The sequence below is a fragment of the Paenarthrobacter sp. NPDC091669 genome, from assembly GCF_044756725.1.
Classification (GTDB): Bacteria; Actinomycetota; Actinomycetes; order Actinomycetales; family Micrococcaceae; genus Arthrobacter; species Arthrobacter bambusae_C.
Map to the genome: position 1 here is coordinate 37,459 of NZ_JBIVTK010000010.1, position 17,719 is coordinate 55,177.

A 17,719-nucleotide genomic window follows, 5' to 3' on the forward strand; every position below is an offset into this window, starting at 1 on the left:
TTGCCGCTAGGGGGCGGTCCTCATCTTTTTCAGATGCAGTCCCCTGCAGGGAATCGCGGCCGAGACCAGGTCTTTGCTGTGCTGGTGCTGCGGGTCAGCGAAGAACTTATCGGTGTCGGTGAGTTCCACCAACCGCCCTTGGTAGAGGACGGCTACGCGCTGGCACATGTGGCGCACCACGTCCATGTCGTGGGTGATCATCATCAGGGACAGCCCCCGCTCGCGGTGCAGGCGTTGCAGCAGGTCAAGGATGGTTCTTTGTGTCAGTGCATCCAGGGCGGACGTTGCTTCGTCGCAGATGAGCACTTCGGGCTCCATCAGGAGCGCCCTGGCGATGGTGACCCGCTGCAACTGGCCGCCGGAGCATTGGCCCGGGCGCCTGTCAAGCAGCCCGGGCTCCAGTTCCACCTCTGTCATGGCGTCGTTCAGCCGCCGGGTTTTCCCGCTCGACGGGAGCCGCCGTGGCAAGGGTGCTTCCAGACTGGTGCGGAGCGTCATGCGGGGGTCGAAAGCGTCATGTGGTTCCTGGAACACCAATTGGACAGCAGTCGGATCTGTAAGCCGGTCTGTTGACAGAGCCCGGGTGATGCTGCCGCTGCTGATTCCCTCCAGACCAACGATGGCCCGGGCGAGGGTGCTTTTCCCGGACCCGGATTGGCCGAGCACCCCCAGGATCTCGCCCTTTTTCAGCTCGAGGGAAACAGCGTCCAGTGCTGGACTGCGACCCCGCCGGGCGCGGCCGAAATTCTTGACCACGCTGTTGAGGGTCAGGACGCTCCGCTGTGGGTGCACCAGCTTTGCCGTCCCTGATGGCAGGAGATTTGATGCTTCCAGAAGCTTTTGCGTGTACGCGCTCTTTGGACTTCCCAATACTTCCTCAGTGGTACCGGACTCCACGATCTTCCCTGCGTCCATCACCAGGACGCGGTCTGCGAAGGCCGCAACAGAGGCAAGGTTGTGCGTGATGTAGAGAATCCCCAGTCCACGCTGGCTCCGTTCGCGGTCCAGCAATTGCAGGATCTGGCGTTCCAGGACCTTGTCCAAAGCGGACGTCGGTTCGTCAGCAAGCAGGATTCCAGGCTGGCCCGCCAAGGCCATGGCTGTCATGGCACGCTGGGCCATGCCACCGGAAAGTTGGTGCGGGTAGGCCTTGGCGCCCCACTGTGGATCCTCGAACCCCACTTCAGCCAGCAGCTCCAGCACTTTGGCCTCCGCAGCTTTGCCGCGCAGGCCTGAATGGAGTCGGAGGGGTTCCCCCAGATGGGCACGAATGGTCTTGCTGGGGTTGAACATCTTCCTGGGCTGTTGGAACAGCATCCCCAACCGGCCACCCCGGATGCGGTTCAGTTCAGTTTCAGGGGCACGGGTCACGTCGACGGAGCCCACATGGATGGACCCCGAGGCGATCCGCAATTGCTGCGGCAGCAACTGCAGGACGGACCGGGCAGTCATGGTTTTGCCCGACCCCGAACCTCCCACGAGCGCTACAAACTCGCCGGAGTGAACTGCAAGGCTCACGTCCGAAAGAACCGGACGCCCAACGTCAGCGCCCATCACCGTTAGGTTCTCGATCACCAGTTCAGGCATGCCGGCCCTCCACCACCAGGACATCCACGGGGTCGGCTGCCCGCCGTGATGTCCGCTGACCGATCAGCGTTACACACAGGGCAACCAGGAAGATGGTGAGGCCCGGGGCAATGATCCCCCACGGTGCCCGCTCCGCGTACGGCTGGGCCGCTGCCACCATGGAACCCCAGTCGGATTGCGGCGGTTGAACGCCCAACCCCAGGTAGGACAGGGCTCCCACGCTGATCAGCAGCTGCCCGAAACGCAATGTCGCCTGCCCCAGCATCGGGGCTGCGAGGTGCGGGATGATGTGACGGAAGACAATGAACGACGGCGAACAGCCCACCACGCGCGCTGCTTCGACGAACCCGCGTGCAGAGACGTCATAGGCCAACGTCCGCGCCAGGCGCGCAAACGGCGTCCATCCAGTCACTGTCAGCGCGACCAGCAGGGACGTAAAGCCTGTGCCCATGGCGGCGACGATGAACAATGCCACCACCATCTCCGGCAGCGCCAACAAGACATCATTGGTACGGGTGAACAGTTCGTCTACCCAGCCCTTCCGCCGCGCGCTGAGCACACCGACCACCAAACCAATGATTCCTGTCAGGACCGTGGCCAGTGCCGCCACCACCAAAGAGAACCGACCGCCGTCGAGCAAGCGGCTGAGCGTATCCCGCCCAAGGTGGTCCGTCCCCAACCAGTGTGTGGCACTGGGCGGCGCGAGCCGTGCAGCGAGGTTCTGGTCGTCCGGCGGGAAAGGTGCCAGCCATGGCGCAGCCGCCACGGCGGCCACTATCAGGACAAGAATAACGACGGCGGCGCCGTCGGCCACTGACCGGTTACGCAAGGGCGCCACTCACCTTTGGGCTCAGAATCCGGTGCAGGAAGTCCGCAAGGGTAGTGATGGCGACAGCCAAAGCCACCACGACCACCACCCCACCCTGCGCCAAGGGGATGTCACTGTTGACCACGGCGTCGTAGAGAAGGCGTCCCATGCCGGGGATCGCGAAGATGACCTCCACAATGACCGAACCTCCCAGAAGTCCCGCGAACCACACCGCGAACAACGTGGACAAAGGAACCAGGCCGTTGGGAACAACGTGCCGCAGGACAGTTTGCACGTGGCTAAGGCCGCGGGCCCGGGCAGCGGGAATATGCTCCGCCTCAAGGGCATCGATCATGCCCGAGCGGACCGCAGAGGTGAAGAAGCTGATGGGCCGAAGGGACAGCGTGGCGGCCGGCAGGACAATGGACGACGCCGTGTTCCACCCTGCAGAGGGCAGCCAGGAAAGCTTGAGGGCAAAGACCAGCACCAGCAGCGGCGCCAACCAGTATTCGGGCATGGCAATAAAGGACTGTGTGACAGTGGTGATCAATTTGTCGGTTTTGCTGCCCTGCTTCAGGGCCGCCACAATGCCCAGGGGCAAGGACACCAGCACGGCCGTGCCCAAAGCCACCAGCACAAGGCTGAGCGTGATCCCCAAGGCCGGCAACACCTGATCAATCACTGGTGTACGGCTGATGTGCGACAACCCCATGTCTCCGGTGAAGAAGTCTCCCAACCACCGCAGATATTGGACGGGAAGCGGATCGTTGAGTCCCAGGCTTTCCGCCAGTGCCTGAACGGTGGCCTCGTCCACCACATCCCCGGCGACACGGGAACGGATGATTTTCCGGACCGGGTCCCCCGGGGTCACGTAAGGAATCAGGAAGACGGCAAAAGACGACAGCAGGACGGCGACCACCAGGGTCGCCGTCCGCTTCGCAAGGAACGTGAACATACGTACTTCGGTTGTCTCAGCCCGTTGCTAGGAGCCGGCCTTGGCCGTTTGCGCGGTCAGGACGTAACGGGACAGCGGATCCTGGACGTAGGACAGGACGTTGCTGCGGACAGCGTCCGTGGCTTGTTCATTGACCAGCCACAGGTTCACGGCTTGGTCGTTCAGGAGTTGACCGGCCGTGCCATACAGCTTGTACCGTTCCTCCGTGTTGGAGGTCCGGGCAGCTTCTGTAATGAGTGCGTCGTACTCTTCGTTGCAGAAGTGGCTCAAGTTGTACGTGCCCTTGCAGGTGTAGTCAGCCGTCAGGAAACCAATGGGATCGGCGATGTCAATCAGCCGGTTGCGCTGGCTCAGGATCATGTCATAGTTGCCGGCCAGAACGTCCGGTTCAGCCGAGGCGTATTCCTTGGCCTGAATGGCCACCGGAACACCGATGTCCTTGAGGTTGTCCTGAATCACGGTTGCTACGTCGGCGAACTCGGTCCGCTCCACGATGGCGATGATCTCCAACGGCTTGTCCGCGGTGTAGCCGGCATCGGCCAAGAGCTTCTTCGCCTCGTCCAGGCTCTGCCGGGGCGTTGTGGCTTCGCTGGATGCCCATGGTTCAGAGGGTGCAAAGGGGCCGGCTGCAGGCAACGCCGCGCCTTCGTAGACGCTGGCGGCCAGGGCTTCCAGGTCCAGAGCGGACCGCAGTGCCTTGCGGAAATCCACGTTGTTGAAAGGTGCCCGGCCGTTGTTCATGTACAAGGTAGCCGTGCGGGGCGAATCTGCCTTCAGGACCGAAACATCGGGTGCATTTTCAAGCGTGGACAGTGCGGAGGCCGGAATGGACAAGGAAATGTCGGCCTCACCGGTTTGTACTTGCGCGGCCCGGGTAGCGCCATTGGTGATGAAGCGGATTTCGGCGCCAGCCAACTGCACCTTTCCGCCCCAGTAGTTCTCGTTGCGGTCCAAGGTCAAGGACTGCTTCGCTTTCTCAGACACTGGTGTAAACGGCCCCGTGCAGTGACCGAAAGGATCAACCGTGGCACCGGCATAGGCAGCAGGCGCGAGGATGCCAGTGTTAACGCTCGCCAAGCGGAACGGCACCAAGGGATTCTCCACCGGCGTGGTCACGCGAACGGTCCTGGCGTCCGTTGCTTGAACTGCGCTGACAGTACCCGGGCTGAAGGCCCTTGCAGGTACCTTGGCCTTAAGGACTGCGTTCAGCGAAGCGGCGACGGTCTCTGCGGTGAGATCGGTGCCGTCCTGGAACTTCACGCCTTCACGGAGGGTGAAGTCCCACTCCAGCGGTGAGACCTGCTTCCACTCAGTGGCCAGGAACGGGACCACTTTGCCCTGCGCGGAATCGTATTTGGTCAGCGTTTCCAGGCAGCCGGACAGCGACAGGATGTACGCGGCGTCGGACTCCAGCGCCCAGTTGGCCACGGGGGCCCGGAAGTTATCCACGACGATACGCTGGTTGGTATCGGCCACCTTCCCGGTGGTGTCTGGCTGTCCACCGCTAAGACCACAACCGGTCAGCGAAAGAAGTGCAGCGACCCCAAGGGCTGCTGTGGAACGGCTGAGTGTGCGCAAAGGGAACCGCCTGCGGTGTATGCCCGGAACGGGAGGGCATGGGGAAATGGAGACTATTTAGGTTAGCCTTACCTCGGCGCTACACCAAAAACAGGACGCTTCGCAGACGCGTCACAATGTGCCTGACATCACCCGCCAGTCCAAAAAGGCAGCCCAACAAGCCGGCCCAATCATCCGCCGGTCCTGCATTCTGCGTCCGGGTCAGCCTTCCCGGGCTTTTCGGGTAGCCGCGTCATTGGCTTTCTGCAGTGCCTGCACCAGTTCCTCCTTGTTCATGGTTGAACGACCCTTGATGTCCAGCTCGCGGGCCCGCCGGTAGAGGTGCTCCTTGGAAGCGTTGGCGTCCACTCCGCCCGCCGTGGGCTTATCCGAGCTGATCCCTTCAGCCGCGTGGGCATCGGAAGGTCCACTTTCCTCTTTGGGCTCCCAATGGTCGCCCACCTTCTCGTAGCTGTGCTTCAGCGACGCGAAAGCCGTGCGGGCAGCCCTGCTCTCGTCGCCGTCATAGGAATCCATCGCCGAGTCGTAGGTCTTGGCGAAGGTGTCTTGGGCCTTCCGGTCCGAGCGCTGAAGAGTCGATGGCAATTCGTCTTTCCGGGCATGATCGTTCTTGCCGGTCTTGGGCATGGCACTCACACTCCTGATCCAGGGAACAACTGACGCATGTGACAACAAACGTATGGATGCTCCTCCAGCCTACTCAAGGGCCGGAAGTGGTGGGGCGTAGGGTGGGAGGTGGACGAAAGGAGCACTTCATGAAGAAAATCCTCATGGTACTAACCAGCGTTTCCGAGCTCGGCGACACGGGAGAGAAGACCGGCTACAACGTGGCCGAGGCCGCACATCCCTGGAAGGTCTTCAAAGACTCAGGCCACTTCGTCGATTTTGCTTCCATCAAAGGAGGCCAGCCTCCGCGCGACGAAGTGGACGCGGACGATCCCATCCAGGTCGCCTTTACCCAAGACGAGACAACGCGCGCCGGACTGTACAACACCGCCCGTGTCGACGTCGTGGATCCCGCTCAATACGACGCCATTTACCTCGTGGGAGGCCATGGCACCATGTGGGACTTCCCCGACAGCGAAGGCCTGCAGAATCTGGTGGCCAGCGTGTACAACGCCGGCGGCCTGGTGGGCGCCGTCTGCCACGGGCCGGCCGGCCTGTTGAACGTAGAACTGGACAACGGGTTCAGGCTGGTGGAAGGCCGCGACGTAGCCGCGTTCACCAACGACGAAGAAGTGGCTGCAGGGAAAGACAAGGTCATCCCGTTCTTTCTGGCGGACCGGCTTGAGGAACAGGGGGCCCGCCATGTCTCCGCAGGGGTCTTCGAGGAGAAGGTAGCGGTGGATGGCCGCTTGGTGACGGGCCAGAACCCAGCCTCGGCCGCCGGCGTGGCCAAGGAAATGGAAAAGCTCTTCGCCGAAGTCATCCACCAGGAAAAGGCAGAAGAGCAACATGAGGCAGAAGCAGTGCGCGCGGAGAAGGACGCGGAGAAAAGCGCCCGGAAGGCTGATTCCGACGCCGACCACTGATTACAGGTAGTCGCGCCCCCGTTCGCGGGCAATTTCCACCAGCGTGGAGTGGAATGCCACTTCGGCGGGGGCGTAGACCTTGTCTTGGCGTTGGGCCAGAAGTACCCGCCGCAAAGGGGCGTCCGGGCCCAGACTGAGGACGCGGACGTCGGGATGCTGCAGTGCCACAGCCGTCTTTGGCACCAATGCCACGCCCATGCCCACGCTGACCATGGCCTGCGCCTCCTGGTAGTCGTTGGCCAGGAACCCGATGGTTGGTTCGAATCCGGCATCGTGGGCAGATCGCTGTAGCACTTCCACTACCGGATGGGCTTCAGCGCGAACTATCCATGACTCCTTGCGGAGTTCACCCATGCTTACTTCATCACGGTCGGCCAAGGGGTGCCCCTTGGCCACCAGGATCACCGTGCTCTCCTGGAAGACCTCAGTGATGCGGATGGACTCGTCACTGAACCGGTTCCACGGATAATCCCAAAGCAAACACAGTCCCGTTACCCCGGACTCAAGGTCCGAGACCAACTCGTCGAAGCGGGCACTGCGAACAGAAAGTCCAATGGCGGGGTATCGCTTTTTGAACGCCCGGATGACCAGCGGAAGAAACGATCCCGCCAGCGTGGGGAAAGTACCAACGGTCAGTGAGCCGCGGCGCAGGCCCGCGATCTGATCCAGGTCCGCACGGGCCGCCCGCATCTGTCCAACGATCTTCCGTGCGTGCCCTGCCAGTATCTGGCCTGCCTCGGTGGGGACTACGCCGCGCGAACGGCGGTTCAGGAGAGGCTGGCCGACTTCCTGTTCGAGCTTGCGCAACTGCTGGGAAACCGCCGACGGCGTATACATCATGGTGTCGGCCGCAGCGGTGATGGATCCCTGCTCAACCACTTCCACCAGCAGCGCGAGCCGCCGAATGTCGAACAATTCCGGGCTTTCCTCATTAAGCATGTGTTCATGCTCCTGTCCAAGTGGTTCATTCACTGCATTTACTGGGGACCATGTCGCCATAGCGGCTGCTGTTCGGGACTTTGATGCATCAAAATCCATTCCACTCGCGTTGGTTCTCTTGTGAATTAAGCATCGCTACAGCCCCCATCATACATCCAACATTGTCTTCATTTGTGATCCGGATCATCCTCGTAACAGGAACACCATCAACGAGATGCAGGGAACACCATGAAGATAGAAGCGGAATGGATGCGCGGAGGCACCAGCAAGTGCTGGGTCTTTGAAACTGCCCATCTGGAACAAGCCGGCGCCGACGTCAACGAGCTGCTTCCCAGGCTCTTCGGAAGCCCGGACTCCCGCCAGATCGATGGGGTTGGCGGTGCCACCTCCACCACCAGCAAGGCGATGATCCTCAGCCGGCCCGACGACGATGAAGTGGATGTCGAATTCACCTTCGCCCAGGTAGGCATCGAAGAGGCAGCCGTGGACTGGGGCAGCAACTGCGGGAACTGCTCCGCGGTTGTGGGCCTCTACGCCATTGAAAAAGGCTGGGTTTCGCCCGACGGCGATTCCACCCGCATCGTCACCCGCAACACCAATACGGGCCAGATCATCATCCAGCGGGTTTCAACCCCCGACGGCGCCCTGCCGATCGTTCCGGATGCGGATATGCCCGGCGTCGTCTTTCCTGGGTACAGGGTGGGTCTGGGTTTCCGTGATCCGGCTGGAAAGACCACCGGGAAGCTCCTTCCTACCGGCGCACCAACGGACGTCATTGTCGCCAGCGGCACCCGCTGGACGGTATCAATGGTCGACGCCGGAGCGCCGGTGGTCATGGTGAGCGCCGAGGAGTTGGGACTGGACACTGCCCGCTATGAAACCTGGGGCGCCGGCGTCGAACTGCAACTGGATACTTTGGACGTGATCCGCCGCCAGGCGGCCGTCCGGATGGGATTGGCGCCCAGTCCTTCGCAAGCAGCGCGGGCCGTCCCCAAGCTTGCGATCGTGGGCGCACCCACCGGGGACGATCCGGAAGGCGACGTCAACGTCATGATGCTCTCCATGGGCAAACCGCATCCGGCGTTGGCCATCACGGGAAGCATCGCTTTGACACTTGCCGCCCGCACCCCGGGAACAGTGCTGAACCGCATCACCGGCACCATTTCCCGCTCCACGCTGAAACTCCGCACACCGGCCGGCGTGATCGAGACCTGGACCGAACACCGGGACGGTTCCCTCTTGGTGGGCGTCGACCGGACCGCCCGCACTATCGCGACCAGCATCATTCACCTCCCGGAGACTCTCGGCAGCGCCGTCGAAGCCCCGCTAGCATCAGCCACTCAATGAGGAGACACCACCATGGCTAAAGTTACTTACCAACCAGCTCCCGAATCTGAGAGCGAAACCTGGGAACAGAATTCCGGCAGTCCCAACCGCCGCCGCCGTATCCTGCTGGTAACGGTTGCCGCTTCCGTGATCCTGGGCCTGGTTGCCATCCTGTTCGGGGGCGCCATCTTCAACCCGGCGGCCACCCCGGAATCGGAGCCGACCATGACTGCCACACAGATCATCCCGCTGGTCATCCTCGTGGTGATGTTCGTCGTCGCCACTAAATGGCCGCTGAACATTGGCGTCATGGGACTGGTGGCATCCTTCGGTGTCGGCTACTTCATGCTGGGCATGACGGACAAGGAAATCCTGGCGGACTTCCCCGCCAACATCGTCATCACCATCATCGGTGTCACGTACTTCTTCAGCATGGCCCAGCGGAATGGGACCATCGACATCATCGTCCAGACGTGTGTTCGGCTGGTTCGCGGCAAAACCATGCTCCTGCCTTGGGTGTTCTTTCTCCTGGCAGCATCGCTGACAGCCCTTGGCACCTTCTCCCCTGCCGCCGTCGCCCTTCTGGCCCCGGCCGCCATCGGGCTGGCCTACGAGTCACGCATCCACCCCGTCCTCATGGGTGCCTTCATCATCAACGGTGCACATGCAGGTGGATTCTCACCGCTGTCAGTGGCGGGTGTCCTGGTGCACGATATCGCAGTGAAAAACGGCTTCCCCATCTCGCAAGGCTCACTCTTCGCCGCCAGCTTTGCGCTGAACCTCATCCTGTCAGTCCTGACCGTGGTGCTGTTTGCCCTCCTGGGCAAACTCCGCGACGGCGCCACAGGCCAACTCGCTGACCTGGACACCACACGGACCGCCCGGCCGCACGGCCAGCAGATCCTCACGCTGGCACTGATCGTCGCCATGCTTGTCTGCGCCTTGGGCTTCCATATGCCCATTGGCTTCGTGGCTCTCTCCGCAGGACTCCTCCTGGCACTGGTCAACATCAAGGAACACCAGACGTTCATCGGCGGAGTCTCCTGGTCCACCGTGCTCCTGGTCGCCGGCATGATCACCTACGTATCCCTGCTGCAGCACGTCGGCGTCATTGACACGCTCGCCGAGCAGGCCCTGGCACTCGGAGCCCCGCTGCTGATTGCACTGGTTCTTTGCTACGTCATCGGCGTCGGTTCGGCCTTCGCATCCTCCACCGCCCTGCTCACGGCCTTCATCCCCTTGGCGGGACCGTTGCTTGCCACCAGCTCACTGAGCGCCTCGGGCACAGTGGCCGCACTGGCCATCGCCGCCACCGTCGTCGATGTATCCCCGTTCTCCACCGACGGCGCGCTGGTTGTCGCCAATGCCCGCGAAGATGATCGCCAGCGTGTCTACAAGCAACTGATGATGTACGCCGGCGGAGTGGTCCTCGTAGCCCCCGCCCTGGCCTGGGCACTGCTGGTCCCCACCGGAATCATGTAAGTCCTGGACCTCACTGACCGCCGAAGAACAGGTTCGGCAAGCGTAGGGAACCATACCTGCACACCATCGCAACAGGAAGCCCGAACCGCGGGCGCAGGGACCGGTGCCATACGCACCAAAGGCAGGGCCACCGCTGGGGTGGCCCTGCCTTTGGCTTCTAACTATTCCATGGGTTCACAGTCCTTCAGGGATGAGGTTGCGGGCGCTGTCAAAGATCCCGGCCATCGTCCAGGCGTCGAAGGAGAGGAGCCGCACCGAACCTTCCGTGGCCGCCAGCGTCACGCGCCCGCCGCCCATGGTCGGGTAGACACGGGCGGTGAGCGGCTTGCCGTTGGCGAAAATTTCGACGGCGGACCGGTCCACCAGGACGCGGAGGTGGACCCGTCCGTCGGTCATGGGAAGGGGCCCGGACTTGTCTTCACCATCGACGTCAGGGTCGCGGCTGGAACGGCTGCGGTCCAGGCGAAGGGTACCGCTGGGGGTTCCGTCAGCAGCACGGCTCAGCACGATTAACGTCTCCTCGGCACCGTCCGGGGACGTGAGCACTCCGAGCCGAACCTCCGCACCGGGGGCAAGTTGCATGTCCAGCTCGAGGTCCAGCTGGTGTCCGGACACACCGGTCTCCACGGAGGTACCCGCGGCCACCATCACGTGGCCGGGGACGCTGACGTGGCTTCTGCGCAGCTTCTCTACTTCGGGAACCGGTGCGAACTCCAGGGTTCCGTCCTTCGCCAACGTGGTGACGCGCGGCAGGCTCATGACGCCCGACCAGCCGGCTTCCACCATGGCGGCATCGCTTCGTCCTTCCTGCATCCAGCCGAACATGACACGGCGGTTGGACTCATCCTGGAACGATTGCGGTGCGTAGAAGAAACGGCCCCCGTAGTCCAATCGGTGCAGCGCCTCCGGTTCGAAGGTATCGCCGATGTATCGGCCGGTCCAGTACAGCGGATGGCGGGTTTCGCCGTCGTCCCACGCGGAGAAGACCAGCACATCCGGCGCGCCGTCGGCGGGCGCAGACCCCAACGATCCCTCCCCTGCCCGGAACAAATCCACGCATTCCCACATGGTCCCGGTCCAATCAGTGTCGACGGGATCGCCCTGCGAGGAGTCCCCGATAAACAGTGGGCCCAGGTAGTCCCACGACCGCAGGTCCGACGACTCATAGAGGAACGCTGTGCCGCCGAGGCCGCGAATCCCTGAACCCACCAGTTGCCGCCAGGTGCTTCCCTCGCGCCATACGCAATGATCGCGGTAGGCCGTGATATCAACGCCGGCCGGCGGGGCGCCAATGACAGGATTCCCGGGATCCTTGGTCCAGCTCAGCAAGTCAGGGGTTCCCACAGCGACACATGGCAGCTCCTTGCCCTCTGCCCGTCCCGAGTACACCAAGGTGGGCGTGCCGCCGTCGTTCACCAGCACCCCGGACCAGCAACCGTCGGCGTCGGGCCCCTCGGACGGTTCCAAAGCAACAGGCTGGTCAACCCAGGTGACCAGGTCGGTGCTGGTGGCGTGACCCCACTGGATGCGGTGATGGAAAGCGCCCTCAGGGTTGTACTGGTAGAAGAGGTGGTAGGTGCCATCCCAGTGGCTGACGCCGTTGGGGTCATTGAGCCAACCGGCCGGTGAGACAAAGTGGAACCGCGGCCTCAGGGGATCGGCTTCGGCGCGGGCCACCAACTCATCCTGCGGAACGGTAGCGAGCGGATGGGTCAGTTCAGTCATGCGGAAGCCTCTTCTTGAGCGTTCGACGCCGGGTGGCCGGGTTGGAGTGGTTCACTCGCCAGGGCATGGCCGCCGGCAGCAGCCCAGGGGCGGTACAGGTGGCAGCGGACCCAGTGACGGTTTTCGGGGTCCCCCACCTGATGGCGGACGGGTTCTTCGGCCGAGCAGGCCTGATCCGGGTCGCCGTCGAAGGCGCAGTGCGTGGAGGCCATGACGGCCTGCCGCAATTCGGCCCTGCGAACGGGATCGTACGAGCCTGCCCGGGCGGGATCCGGGACAGCGGACACCAGGAGCTGCGTGTAAGGATGCGCGGGGTTGGCCAACAGGTCCAGGGACTCGCCTTCCTCCACCAGTTCACCGGCGAACATGACCGCCGTCCGGTCCGCCAGGTACCGGGCGGACGCGAGGTCGTGGGTGATGTAGAGCATGGAGATGCCTTGCTCGTCGCGGAGTTTGCGCATGAGGTTGAGCACGCCGATCCGCACGGAAACGTCCAGCATGGAGGTAGGCTCGTCGGCCAGGATGACCTGCGGTTCAACGGCGAGGGCCCGGGCTATCGCAACGCGTTGGCGCTGACCGCCGGAGAGCTCGTGCGGATACGAGTTCAGCATGTCGGCTTCCAAGCCCACCGTGGTCATCAGCTCTGCGAGCCGCCGCTGGGTCTCTTCCCCGGAACCACCGTTCTTTCCGTGGATCGCCAGGGAGCGCCGCAGAAAATGCTCGATCCTGTGGGCCGGGTTCAGGGAACCGAAAGGATCCTGGAACACCATCTGCAGCTGGGACCGAAACGCCCGTGACGCTTGGAAACGATCCCGCTTCAGGACATCGATCCCTTCAAGGAGAATCTCCCCGGAGCTCGGCTTTTCGAGCCGGGCTACACAGCGGGCCAAGGTGCTCTTGCCGGAACCGGACTCCCCCACGAGGGCCACGATTTCGCCCTTGCCAATGGTCAGGTCAACCCCATGCAGGGCGCGGACGGAATCGCGGGAGAACAAGCTGCCAATCGGGAAGGTCTTTCCCAGGCCTCGAATCTCAAGGGCAGCGGTGCCGGTTGTGGACACGGCGGCCGGGGTCGTCAGGGAGTGGCTCATCGTGCGGCTCCTTCCAGGTTTGCTGAGTCAACCACCGGGGCGTCGGCACCAAACGGAGCCACAAAATGGCCGGGTGCCACCTCGGCGAGGTCCGGAATGTTCCGGAACTTCACGCCGTCGGGCAATCCCGTCAGCGGGACGCGGGGACCGGTGAGCGGCGGGAACGCTCCCATCAACGCCTGGGTGTACGGGTGGCGCGGGGTGGAGTAGACGTCCTGCGCTTTGGCGGATTCCACGATCCGGCCTCCATACATCACGGCCATGCGGTGCGAGAGTTCCACCATGAGGGACATATCGTGCGTGATGAAGAGGACGGAGAAGCCGAGTTCGCGCTGAAGCTCCTTGATTTGAGCCATGATTTCCTGCTGCACCACCACATCCAGCGCGGTGGTGGGTTCGTCGAGGATCAACAGCGACGGCTTGAGCGCAACGGCCATGGCAATAACGGCACGTTGACGCATACCGCCGGAGAGCTGGTGCGGATAGGACTTAAGCCGTGCGGGGTCGATCCTCACCAGTTCCAGCAGTTCACCGGCACGCCGCATCGACTCTTTGCGGGAGTAACCGGCGTGGGTGGTGAAGATATCCACGATCTGTTCGCCGATGGTCAACACCGGGTTGAGCGAGTTCATGGCTGACTGGAAGACCATTGCCACGTCCTGCCAGCGGAAGCGCCGCAACTCCTCCGGGCTCATGGCCAGGACGTCCTTGCCGCCGAAGGAAATGCTTCCGCCGGCGATCTTTGCGGGATCCTTCAGGAGCCTCATGATGGAGTTGGCAATGGTGGACTTCCCGCAGCCGGACTCCCCTGCAAGGCCGAACACCTCACCGGTGCCGATGCTGAAGGAAACGCGGTCGACGGCGGTGGTGGAGCGGGTGTCGCCAACGTACTTGACGGTGAGGTTCCTGACGTCAAGGACCGGTTGGTGGGAGCCGAAGGAAACTTGGGAGACGGTCATTTGGCGGCGCTCCTTTCGGTGTTGGTGGGTGTTGTCTTCGGCGTTTTGATCTTCCGAAGCCGCGGATTGGTGACCTCGTCCACGGCGTAGTTGATGAGGGCAAGGGCGAAAGCTACCAGCGCGATGCACACGCCTGAAGGGACAAAGACCCACCAGCTTCCGGTGAGCAGGGCACCTTCGTTGCCGGCCCAGAAGAGGTTGTTGCCCCAGGAGACCGTGCTGACGTCTCCCAGGCCCAAGAACTCCAGGCCCGCTTGGGCGCCGATGCCGTAGATGACGCAAGCCAGCAGGGTGCCCATGACGATCGAGGCCATGTTGGGCAGGATCTCGCGGAACATGATCCGGCCGGCCCGTTCGCCGGACACCACGGCCGCGGCCACAAAATCCTTGGAGCGGATGGACAACGCCTGCGATCTCAGGACGCGGGCGGAACCGGCCCATCCGGTCACCACAAGTACCAGAATCACGGTCCCCAGTCCCGGCGGAAGGAACGCGGCCAGGATAACCAGGAGCGGCAGGCCGGGCAGGAGCAGGAAGACATTGGTGACCAGGGACAGTGCTTCGTCAATGAACTTTCCGAAGTACGCCGAGGCAAGGCCCACCAGGATGCCGATGAAAGTGGACGCCAAGCCCACGGTCAGTCCCACGAACAGTGAGCTCCGGGAACCATGGACAGTCAACGCGAGGACGTCCTGTCCCTTGGCCGTCGTTCCCAGCCAGTGCTCGGCCGATGGTTCAAGCGAGGCCATGGCCGTGATCCGCGACGGGTCGCCGGGAAACAGGATCGGTGCCAGGAGGGCCAGGGCGATGAAGATGATCATCACGGCCATGCCCGTCAGGGCTTTCTTGTTGGTGAGCAGGCCATGGACGAAGCTGCGGTTCGGCTTGCGGACCGGAGTTTGCGTTGGCTGCTTCAAAAGTGCGGTTGTCATGATCGGTCCCTCTAGTTGCTGCGCACGCGCGGGTCGAGGCGGACGTAGAGGATGTCCACCAGGAAATTGGCAAGCAGAACAGCGGCGGTGATGGTCAGGAACAGGCCCTGCATGAGCGGATAGTCGAGGCCTTGGACAGCGTTGAGGAGCTGGTATCCGACCCCGGGATAGGCGAACACCACCTCTGTGAGCAGGGCACCGCCCACCACGAATCCCAGTCCCATGCCGAAGCTGGTCACCGATGGGAGCATGGCGTTGCGTGCCGCGTAGCGGAGCATGATGCGTCCCGGGCGGAGTCCCTTGGCTTCTGCCATAGTGATGTAGTCCTCGGAATTCGTTGCGATCATGGTGTTCCGCATGCCGAGCATCCAGCCGCCGATGGACACCAGCACGATCGTCAGCGCCGGCAGCACAAGGTGCGCGCCGACGTCGCCGATGAACTCCCAGGTAAACGCAGGCTCCAGACCGTCAGTGAAAGCGTGGCGGATCGGGAACCAACCCAGCACCACGCCAAACAGGTAGAGCGCGCCCATGGCGAGCCAGAAGTACGGGAACGAGCCAATGAACACCAGCACCGGCGGAAGCGCGGAGTCGATCGCACCGCCGCGCTTCCACGCGGCCAGGATGCCCAGCAGGTTACCCACGACGGCGGCAATCACGAGTGCGGTTCCGCCCAGCAGGAGAGTCCAACCGATTTGGGACGAAATCACCTCGGTGACCGGGGTGGGGAAACGGGAGATGGAAACACCCATCTGCCCGGTGAAAATGTTCTGCAGGTAGTCGACGTATTGCTCCCAAATGGGTCGATCGTCAACACCCAGCAGCTTACGCAGGGCCTCGATTTGTTCGGGCTGCATTCGGTCCTGGGAGCGGGCGAACATGCGGGAGACAGGATCCCCGGGCATGAACCGCGGGAGCAGGAAATTAAGGGTGATGGATGCCCAGAAGGCGATCAGGTAGAAACCCAGACGGCGCAGGATGAAGCGCACGGTTCCCTCCATTCGGGAATTGCGGAAAGTGTGGGGGCACGCCCGGCGGCGTTGGCCGGTGAGCCGGCGTTCCGCCGGGCGTGCGGAGTGAGGCCTGCCAAGGCCGAAAGCGAACGAATCGTTACTTGCGCGGTTCCAGCGTGGTCAGAACCAGCACCGTTGTGGGTGAACGGACCGAGAGGGTGGCGTAAGGGTTCGCCTCGGTGGGCCAGCCGGTGAAGCGGGTGTCGTTGAAGGCGCCCCATTCAGGGCCGGAGAACAGCGGCACCAGGGGTGCGACGTCGTCGTATTCTTCCTGCAGTTTGTTGGCGATGTCCTTCTGCTGGGACAGATCGGCCTCCGCTGCGAAGTCAGCGAGCAAGGCATCCGCCGTGGTGTCGCCGAACCGGTGGTAATTATCGAACGTCTTGGTGCCCACGGGCTTCACGGTGCCTGTGCCCATGGAGGTGTTGAAGTACTTGTACGGGCTGGGGTCGTTGGCGCTCCAGACAATGCCGGAGTCGAAGTCGCCGGTCTCATAGCCGGCAACTACAGCGGCCCAGTCCGGGGATTCCACCTTGGTGGTGACGCCGACTTCGGCCAGGTTCTGCGAGATGACGTTGGCCACGGACAGCCAGTCGGACGAAGTGGCACCCACGGAGATCTTGAATTCGAAAGGCTTGCCGTCCTTCAGCGTGCGCTTCCCGTCAGCTCCCTTGGGGTAGCCCGCTTTGTCCAGCAGTTCGTTGGCCTTCTGGACATCGTGGTTGGTCCACGTGCAGTTGTCCTTGACCTGGGTGTTCTTCCAGGTCTCGTAGTTGCCGGACAGTCCGGTGCAGTCGGCCGGCTTGGCATAACCACTCATGCCGATTTTGGTAACTTGCTCACGGTCAACTGCCATGCTCAGTGCTTTGCGGACATCAACGTCGTTGAACGGTGCTTTGGTGGTGTTGAGCTGCCAGTTGATCATGGCACCCGTAGCCGGGAACCAGTACTGACGGTGTTCCTTGTCCTTGGAGACAAAGGTCTTTTCGATGTTGGGGATGTACTGGGGAGCCCAGTCCACGTCGCCGTTCGCTGCGGCGAGGTTGGCGCCGTCGTTTCCTGCGAAAGCGAGCATCTTGATACCGGCGATCTTCTGCTTTTCCGGCTGCCAATAGTTGGGGTTCTTCTTCAGCACGAAGGACTGGGCCTGGAAACTGTCTACCTCGGTATAAGGTCCGGTGCCCACGGGCTTGGCGTTGGCATCCTTTTCCGGGTCAGTCAGAGCGGACCAGATGTGCTTGGGCAGGATGGTGATTTGGCCGACGTCGTAAAGTGCCGGCGACCACGGCTTGTTGAAGTTGAAGGTGACCTTGTTGCCCTCAGCGGTGACGGTGTCCAGGTACTCGAAGCCGCCCTTGATCTTCTTCTGAAGTTCGAACGTATAGGCAACATCGTCTGCAACGAAAGGCTGCCCGTCGGACCATTTCACACCATCACGGAGGGTGAACGTGACGGACTTGCCATCCTCGGCTGCCTTCCACTCGGTTGCGAGCCACGGCACCGTGTCACCCTTGGCCGGATTGAAGATGAGGAGGGATTCGTAGATGGATTGCTGAACCATGGGGTTCACCGTGGGCGCGAAGGGGTTGAAGTTCTGCACGAACGTGCCCATGTCCTCACGCGGGATGGTGAGGAACGCGCCGGCGTTCGCACCGGCGTCGGAGGTGTTGGTCTTGGCAACGTTGGCTGTGCAGCCGGTGAGCAGCATAGCGCCTATTGCAAGGCTCGCCGCTGTTATCCGGGCAGCCCTGAATCGGGGTTGTGTCATGATGGTTATCTCTTTCCTATCTTC

General features: G+C 62.6%; 15 protein-coding genes. 3 read left to right on the forward strand and 12 right to left on the reverse strand.

What is annotated here, in order from left to right:
* Positions 1-6: 6 nt before the first annotated feature.
* The 5 genes from ACIQLI_RS16790 to ACIQLI_RS16810 form a co-directional block, all read right to left on the reverse strand.
* The gene (locus tag ACIQLI_RS16790; RefSeq protein ID WP_400390428.1) at positions 7-1,587 is read right to left on the reverse strand and encodes an ATP-binding cassette domain-containing protein; all 1,581 of its coding nucleotides are present in this window, start codon (positions 1,585-1,587) and stop codon (positions 7-9) included.
* On the reverse strand, positions 1,580-2,425 hold the full coding sequence (locus ACIQLI_RS16795) for an ABC transporter permease (RefSeq protein WP_400390430.1): 846 nt from the start codon (positions 2,423-2,425) through the stop codon (positions 1,580-1,582). The genes ACIQLI_RS16790 and ACIQLI_RS16795 overlap by 8 nt, the downstream gene beginning before the upstream one ends.
* Positions 2,409-3,350, reverse strand: a complete 942-nt coding sequence (locus tag ACIQLI_RS16800) for an ABC transporter permease (protein WP_400390432.1) — start codon at positions 3,348-3,350, stop codon at positions 2,409-2,411. Before ACIQLI_RS16800 ends, ACIQLI_RS16795 begins: the two co-directional genes overlap by 17 nt.
* A 27-nt stretch (positions 3,351-3,377) precedes the next feature.
* Entirely contained in the window at positions 3,378-4,928 is a 1,551-nt protein-coding gene (locus ACIQLI_RS16805; protein ID WP_400390434.1) for an ABC transporter substrate-binding protein, read from the reverse strand.
* A 201-nt stretch (positions 4,929-5,129) separates the two neighbouring features.
* Positions 5,130-5,555 carry a ChaB family protein gene (locus tag ACIQLI_RS16810; RefSeq protein WP_354226461.1) on the reverse strand — a complete coding sequence of 142 codons (426 nt, stop codon included), beginning with the start codon at positions 5,553-5,555 and terminating at the stop codon, positions 5,130-5,132.
* 128 nt (positions 5,556-5,683) lie between these two features.
* Here ACIQLI_RS16810 and ACIQLI_RS16815 point away from each other — a divergent pair, with 128 nt between their 5' ends.
* Positions 5,684-6,460: a type 1 glutamine amidotransferase domain-containing protein gene (locus ACIQLI_RS16815; RefSeq protein WP_354226459.1), complete on the forward strand. Its 777-nt coding sequence runs from the start codon at positions 5,684-5,686 to the stop codon at positions 6,458-6,460.
* Here the strand turns inward: ACIQLI_RS16815 and ACIQLI_RS16820 are convergent, their stop codons facing one another.
* Positions 6,461-7,399 (reverse strand): LysR substrate-binding domain-containing protein, encoded by a 939-nt coding sequence (locus ACIQLI_RS16820; RefSeq protein WP_400390437.1) that lies wholly within the window; start codon positions 7,397-7,399, stop codon positions 6,461-6,463.
* A 228-nt stretch (positions 7,400-7,627) separates the two neighbouring features.
* On the opposite strand from ACIQLI_RS16820, the gene ACIQLI_RS16825 reads away from it, so the two are divergent.
* Both ACIQLI_RS16825 and ACIQLI_RS16830 read left to right on the forward strand, forming a co-directional pair.
* Positions 7,628-8,746, forward strand: a complete 1,119-nt coding sequence (locus tag ACIQLI_RS16825) for a PrpF domain-containing protein (protein WP_400390439.1) — start codon at positions 7,628-7,630, stop codon at positions 8,744-8,746.
* 12 nt (positions 8,747-8,758) lie between these two features.
* Complete coding sequence (locus ACIQLI_RS16830) at positions 8,759-10,207, forward strand: SLC13 family permease (protein ID WP_400390441.1); 1,449 nt, start codon at positions 8,759-8,761, stop codon at positions 10,205-10,207.
* A gap of 174 nt (positions 10,208-10,381) precedes the next feature.
* On the opposite strand, the gene ACIQLI_RS16835 is transcribed toward ACIQLI_RS16830, so the two are convergent.
* The 6 genes from ACIQLI_RS16835 to ACIQLI_RS16860 all read right to left on the reverse strand — a co-directional run bounded on the left by ACIQLI_RS16835 (position 10,382) and on the right by ACIQLI_RS16860 (position 17,695).
* The gene (locus tag ACIQLI_RS16835; RefSeq protein ID WP_400390443.1) at positions 10,382-11,932 is read right to left on the reverse strand and encodes a glycoside hydrolase family 32 protein; all 1,551 of its coding nucleotides are present in this window, start codon (positions 11,930-11,932) and stop codon (positions 10,382-10,384) included.
* On the reverse strand, positions 11,929-13,023 hold the full coding sequence (locus ACIQLI_RS16840; RefSeq protein ID WP_400390445.1) for an ABC transporter ATP-binding protein: 1,095 nt from the start codon (positions 13,021-13,023) through the stop codon (positions 11,929-11,931). The genes ACIQLI_RS16835 and ACIQLI_RS16840 overlap by 4 nt, the downstream gene beginning before the upstream one ends.
* Entirely contained in the window at positions 13,020-13,982 is a 963-nt protein-coding gene (locus ACIQLI_RS16845) for an ABC transporter ATP-binding protein (RefSeq protein ID WP_400390447.1), read from the reverse strand. Before ACIQLI_RS16845 ends, ACIQLI_RS16840 begins: the two co-directional genes overlap by 4 nt.
* A complete protein-coding gene (locus ACIQLI_RS16850) occupies positions 13,979-14,914 on the reverse strand; it encodes an ABC transporter permease (RefSeq protein ID WP_354226445.1) in 936 nt (311 codons plus the stop codon). The genes ACIQLI_RS16845 and ACIQLI_RS16850 overlap by 4 nt, the downstream gene beginning before the upstream one ends.
* 11 nt (positions 14,915-14,925) lie before the next feature.
* Positions 14,926-15,903 carry an ABC transporter permease gene (locus ACIQLI_RS16855; RefSeq protein ID WP_354226443.1) on the reverse strand — a complete coding sequence of 326 codons (978 nt, stop codon included), beginning with the start codon at positions 15,901-15,903 and terminating at the stop codon, positions 14,926-14,928.
* Between the two features lie 121 nt (positions 15,904-16,024).
* The gene (locus tag ACIQLI_RS16860) at positions 16,025-17,695 is read right to left on the reverse strand and encodes an ABC transporter substrate-binding protein (RefSeq protein ID WP_400390449.1); all 1,671 of its coding nucleotides are present in this window, start codon (positions 17,693-17,695) and stop codon (positions 16,025-16,027) included.
* Between the last annotated feature and the right edge of the window lie 24 nt (positions 17,696-17,719).

Coding starts and splice junctions, on each gene's coding strand:
- ACIQLI_RS16810 (WP_354226461.1), bottom strand. CDS start 5,555: ATGCCCAAGACCGGCAAGAACGATCATGCCCGGAAAGACGAATTGCCA.
- ACIQLI_RS16790 (WP_400390428.1), bottom strand. CDS start 1,587: ATGCCTGAACTGGTGATCGAGAACCTAACGGTGATGGGCGCTGACGTT.
- ACIQLI_RS16825 (WP_400390439.1), top strand. CDS start 7,628: ATGAAGATAGAAGCGGAATGGATGCGCGGAGGCACCAGCAAGTGCTGG.
- ACIQLI_RS16850 (WP_354226445.1), bottom strand. CDS start 14,914: ATGACAACCGCACTTTTGAAGCAGCCAACGCAAACTCCGGTCCGCAAG.
- ACIQLI_RS16840 (WP_400390445.1), bottom strand. CDS start 13,023: ATGAGCCACTCCCTGACGACCCCGGCCGCCGTGTCCACAACCGGCACC.
- ACIQLI_RS16860 (WP_400390449.1), bottom strand. CDS start 17,695: ATGACACAACCCCGATTCAGGGCTGCCCGGATAACAGCGGCGAGCCTT.
- ACIQLI_RS16800 (WP_400390432.1), bottom strand. CDS start 3,350: ATGTTCACGTTCCTTGCGAAGCGGACGGCGACCCTGGTGGTCGCCGTC.
- ACIQLI_RS16820 (WP_400390437.1), bottom strand. CDS start 7,399: ATGCTTAATGAGGAAAGCCCGGAATTGTTCGACATTCGGCGGCTCGCG.
- ACIQLI_RS16830 (WP_400390441.1), top strand. CDS start 8,759: ATGGCTAAAGTTACTTACCAACCAGCTCCCGAATCTGAGAGCGAAACC.
- ACIQLI_RS16845 (WP_400390447.1), bottom strand. CDS start 13,982: ATGACCGTCTCCCAAGTTTCCTTCGGCTCCCACCAACCGGTCCTTGAC.
- ACIQLI_RS16815 (WP_354226459.1), top strand. CDS start 5,684: ATGAAGAAAATCCTCATGGTACTAACCAGCGTTTCCGAGCTCGGCGAC.
- ACIQLI_RS16835 (WP_400390443.1), bottom strand. CDS start 11,932: ATGACTGAACTGACCCATCCGCTCGCTACCGTTCCGCAGGATGAGTTG.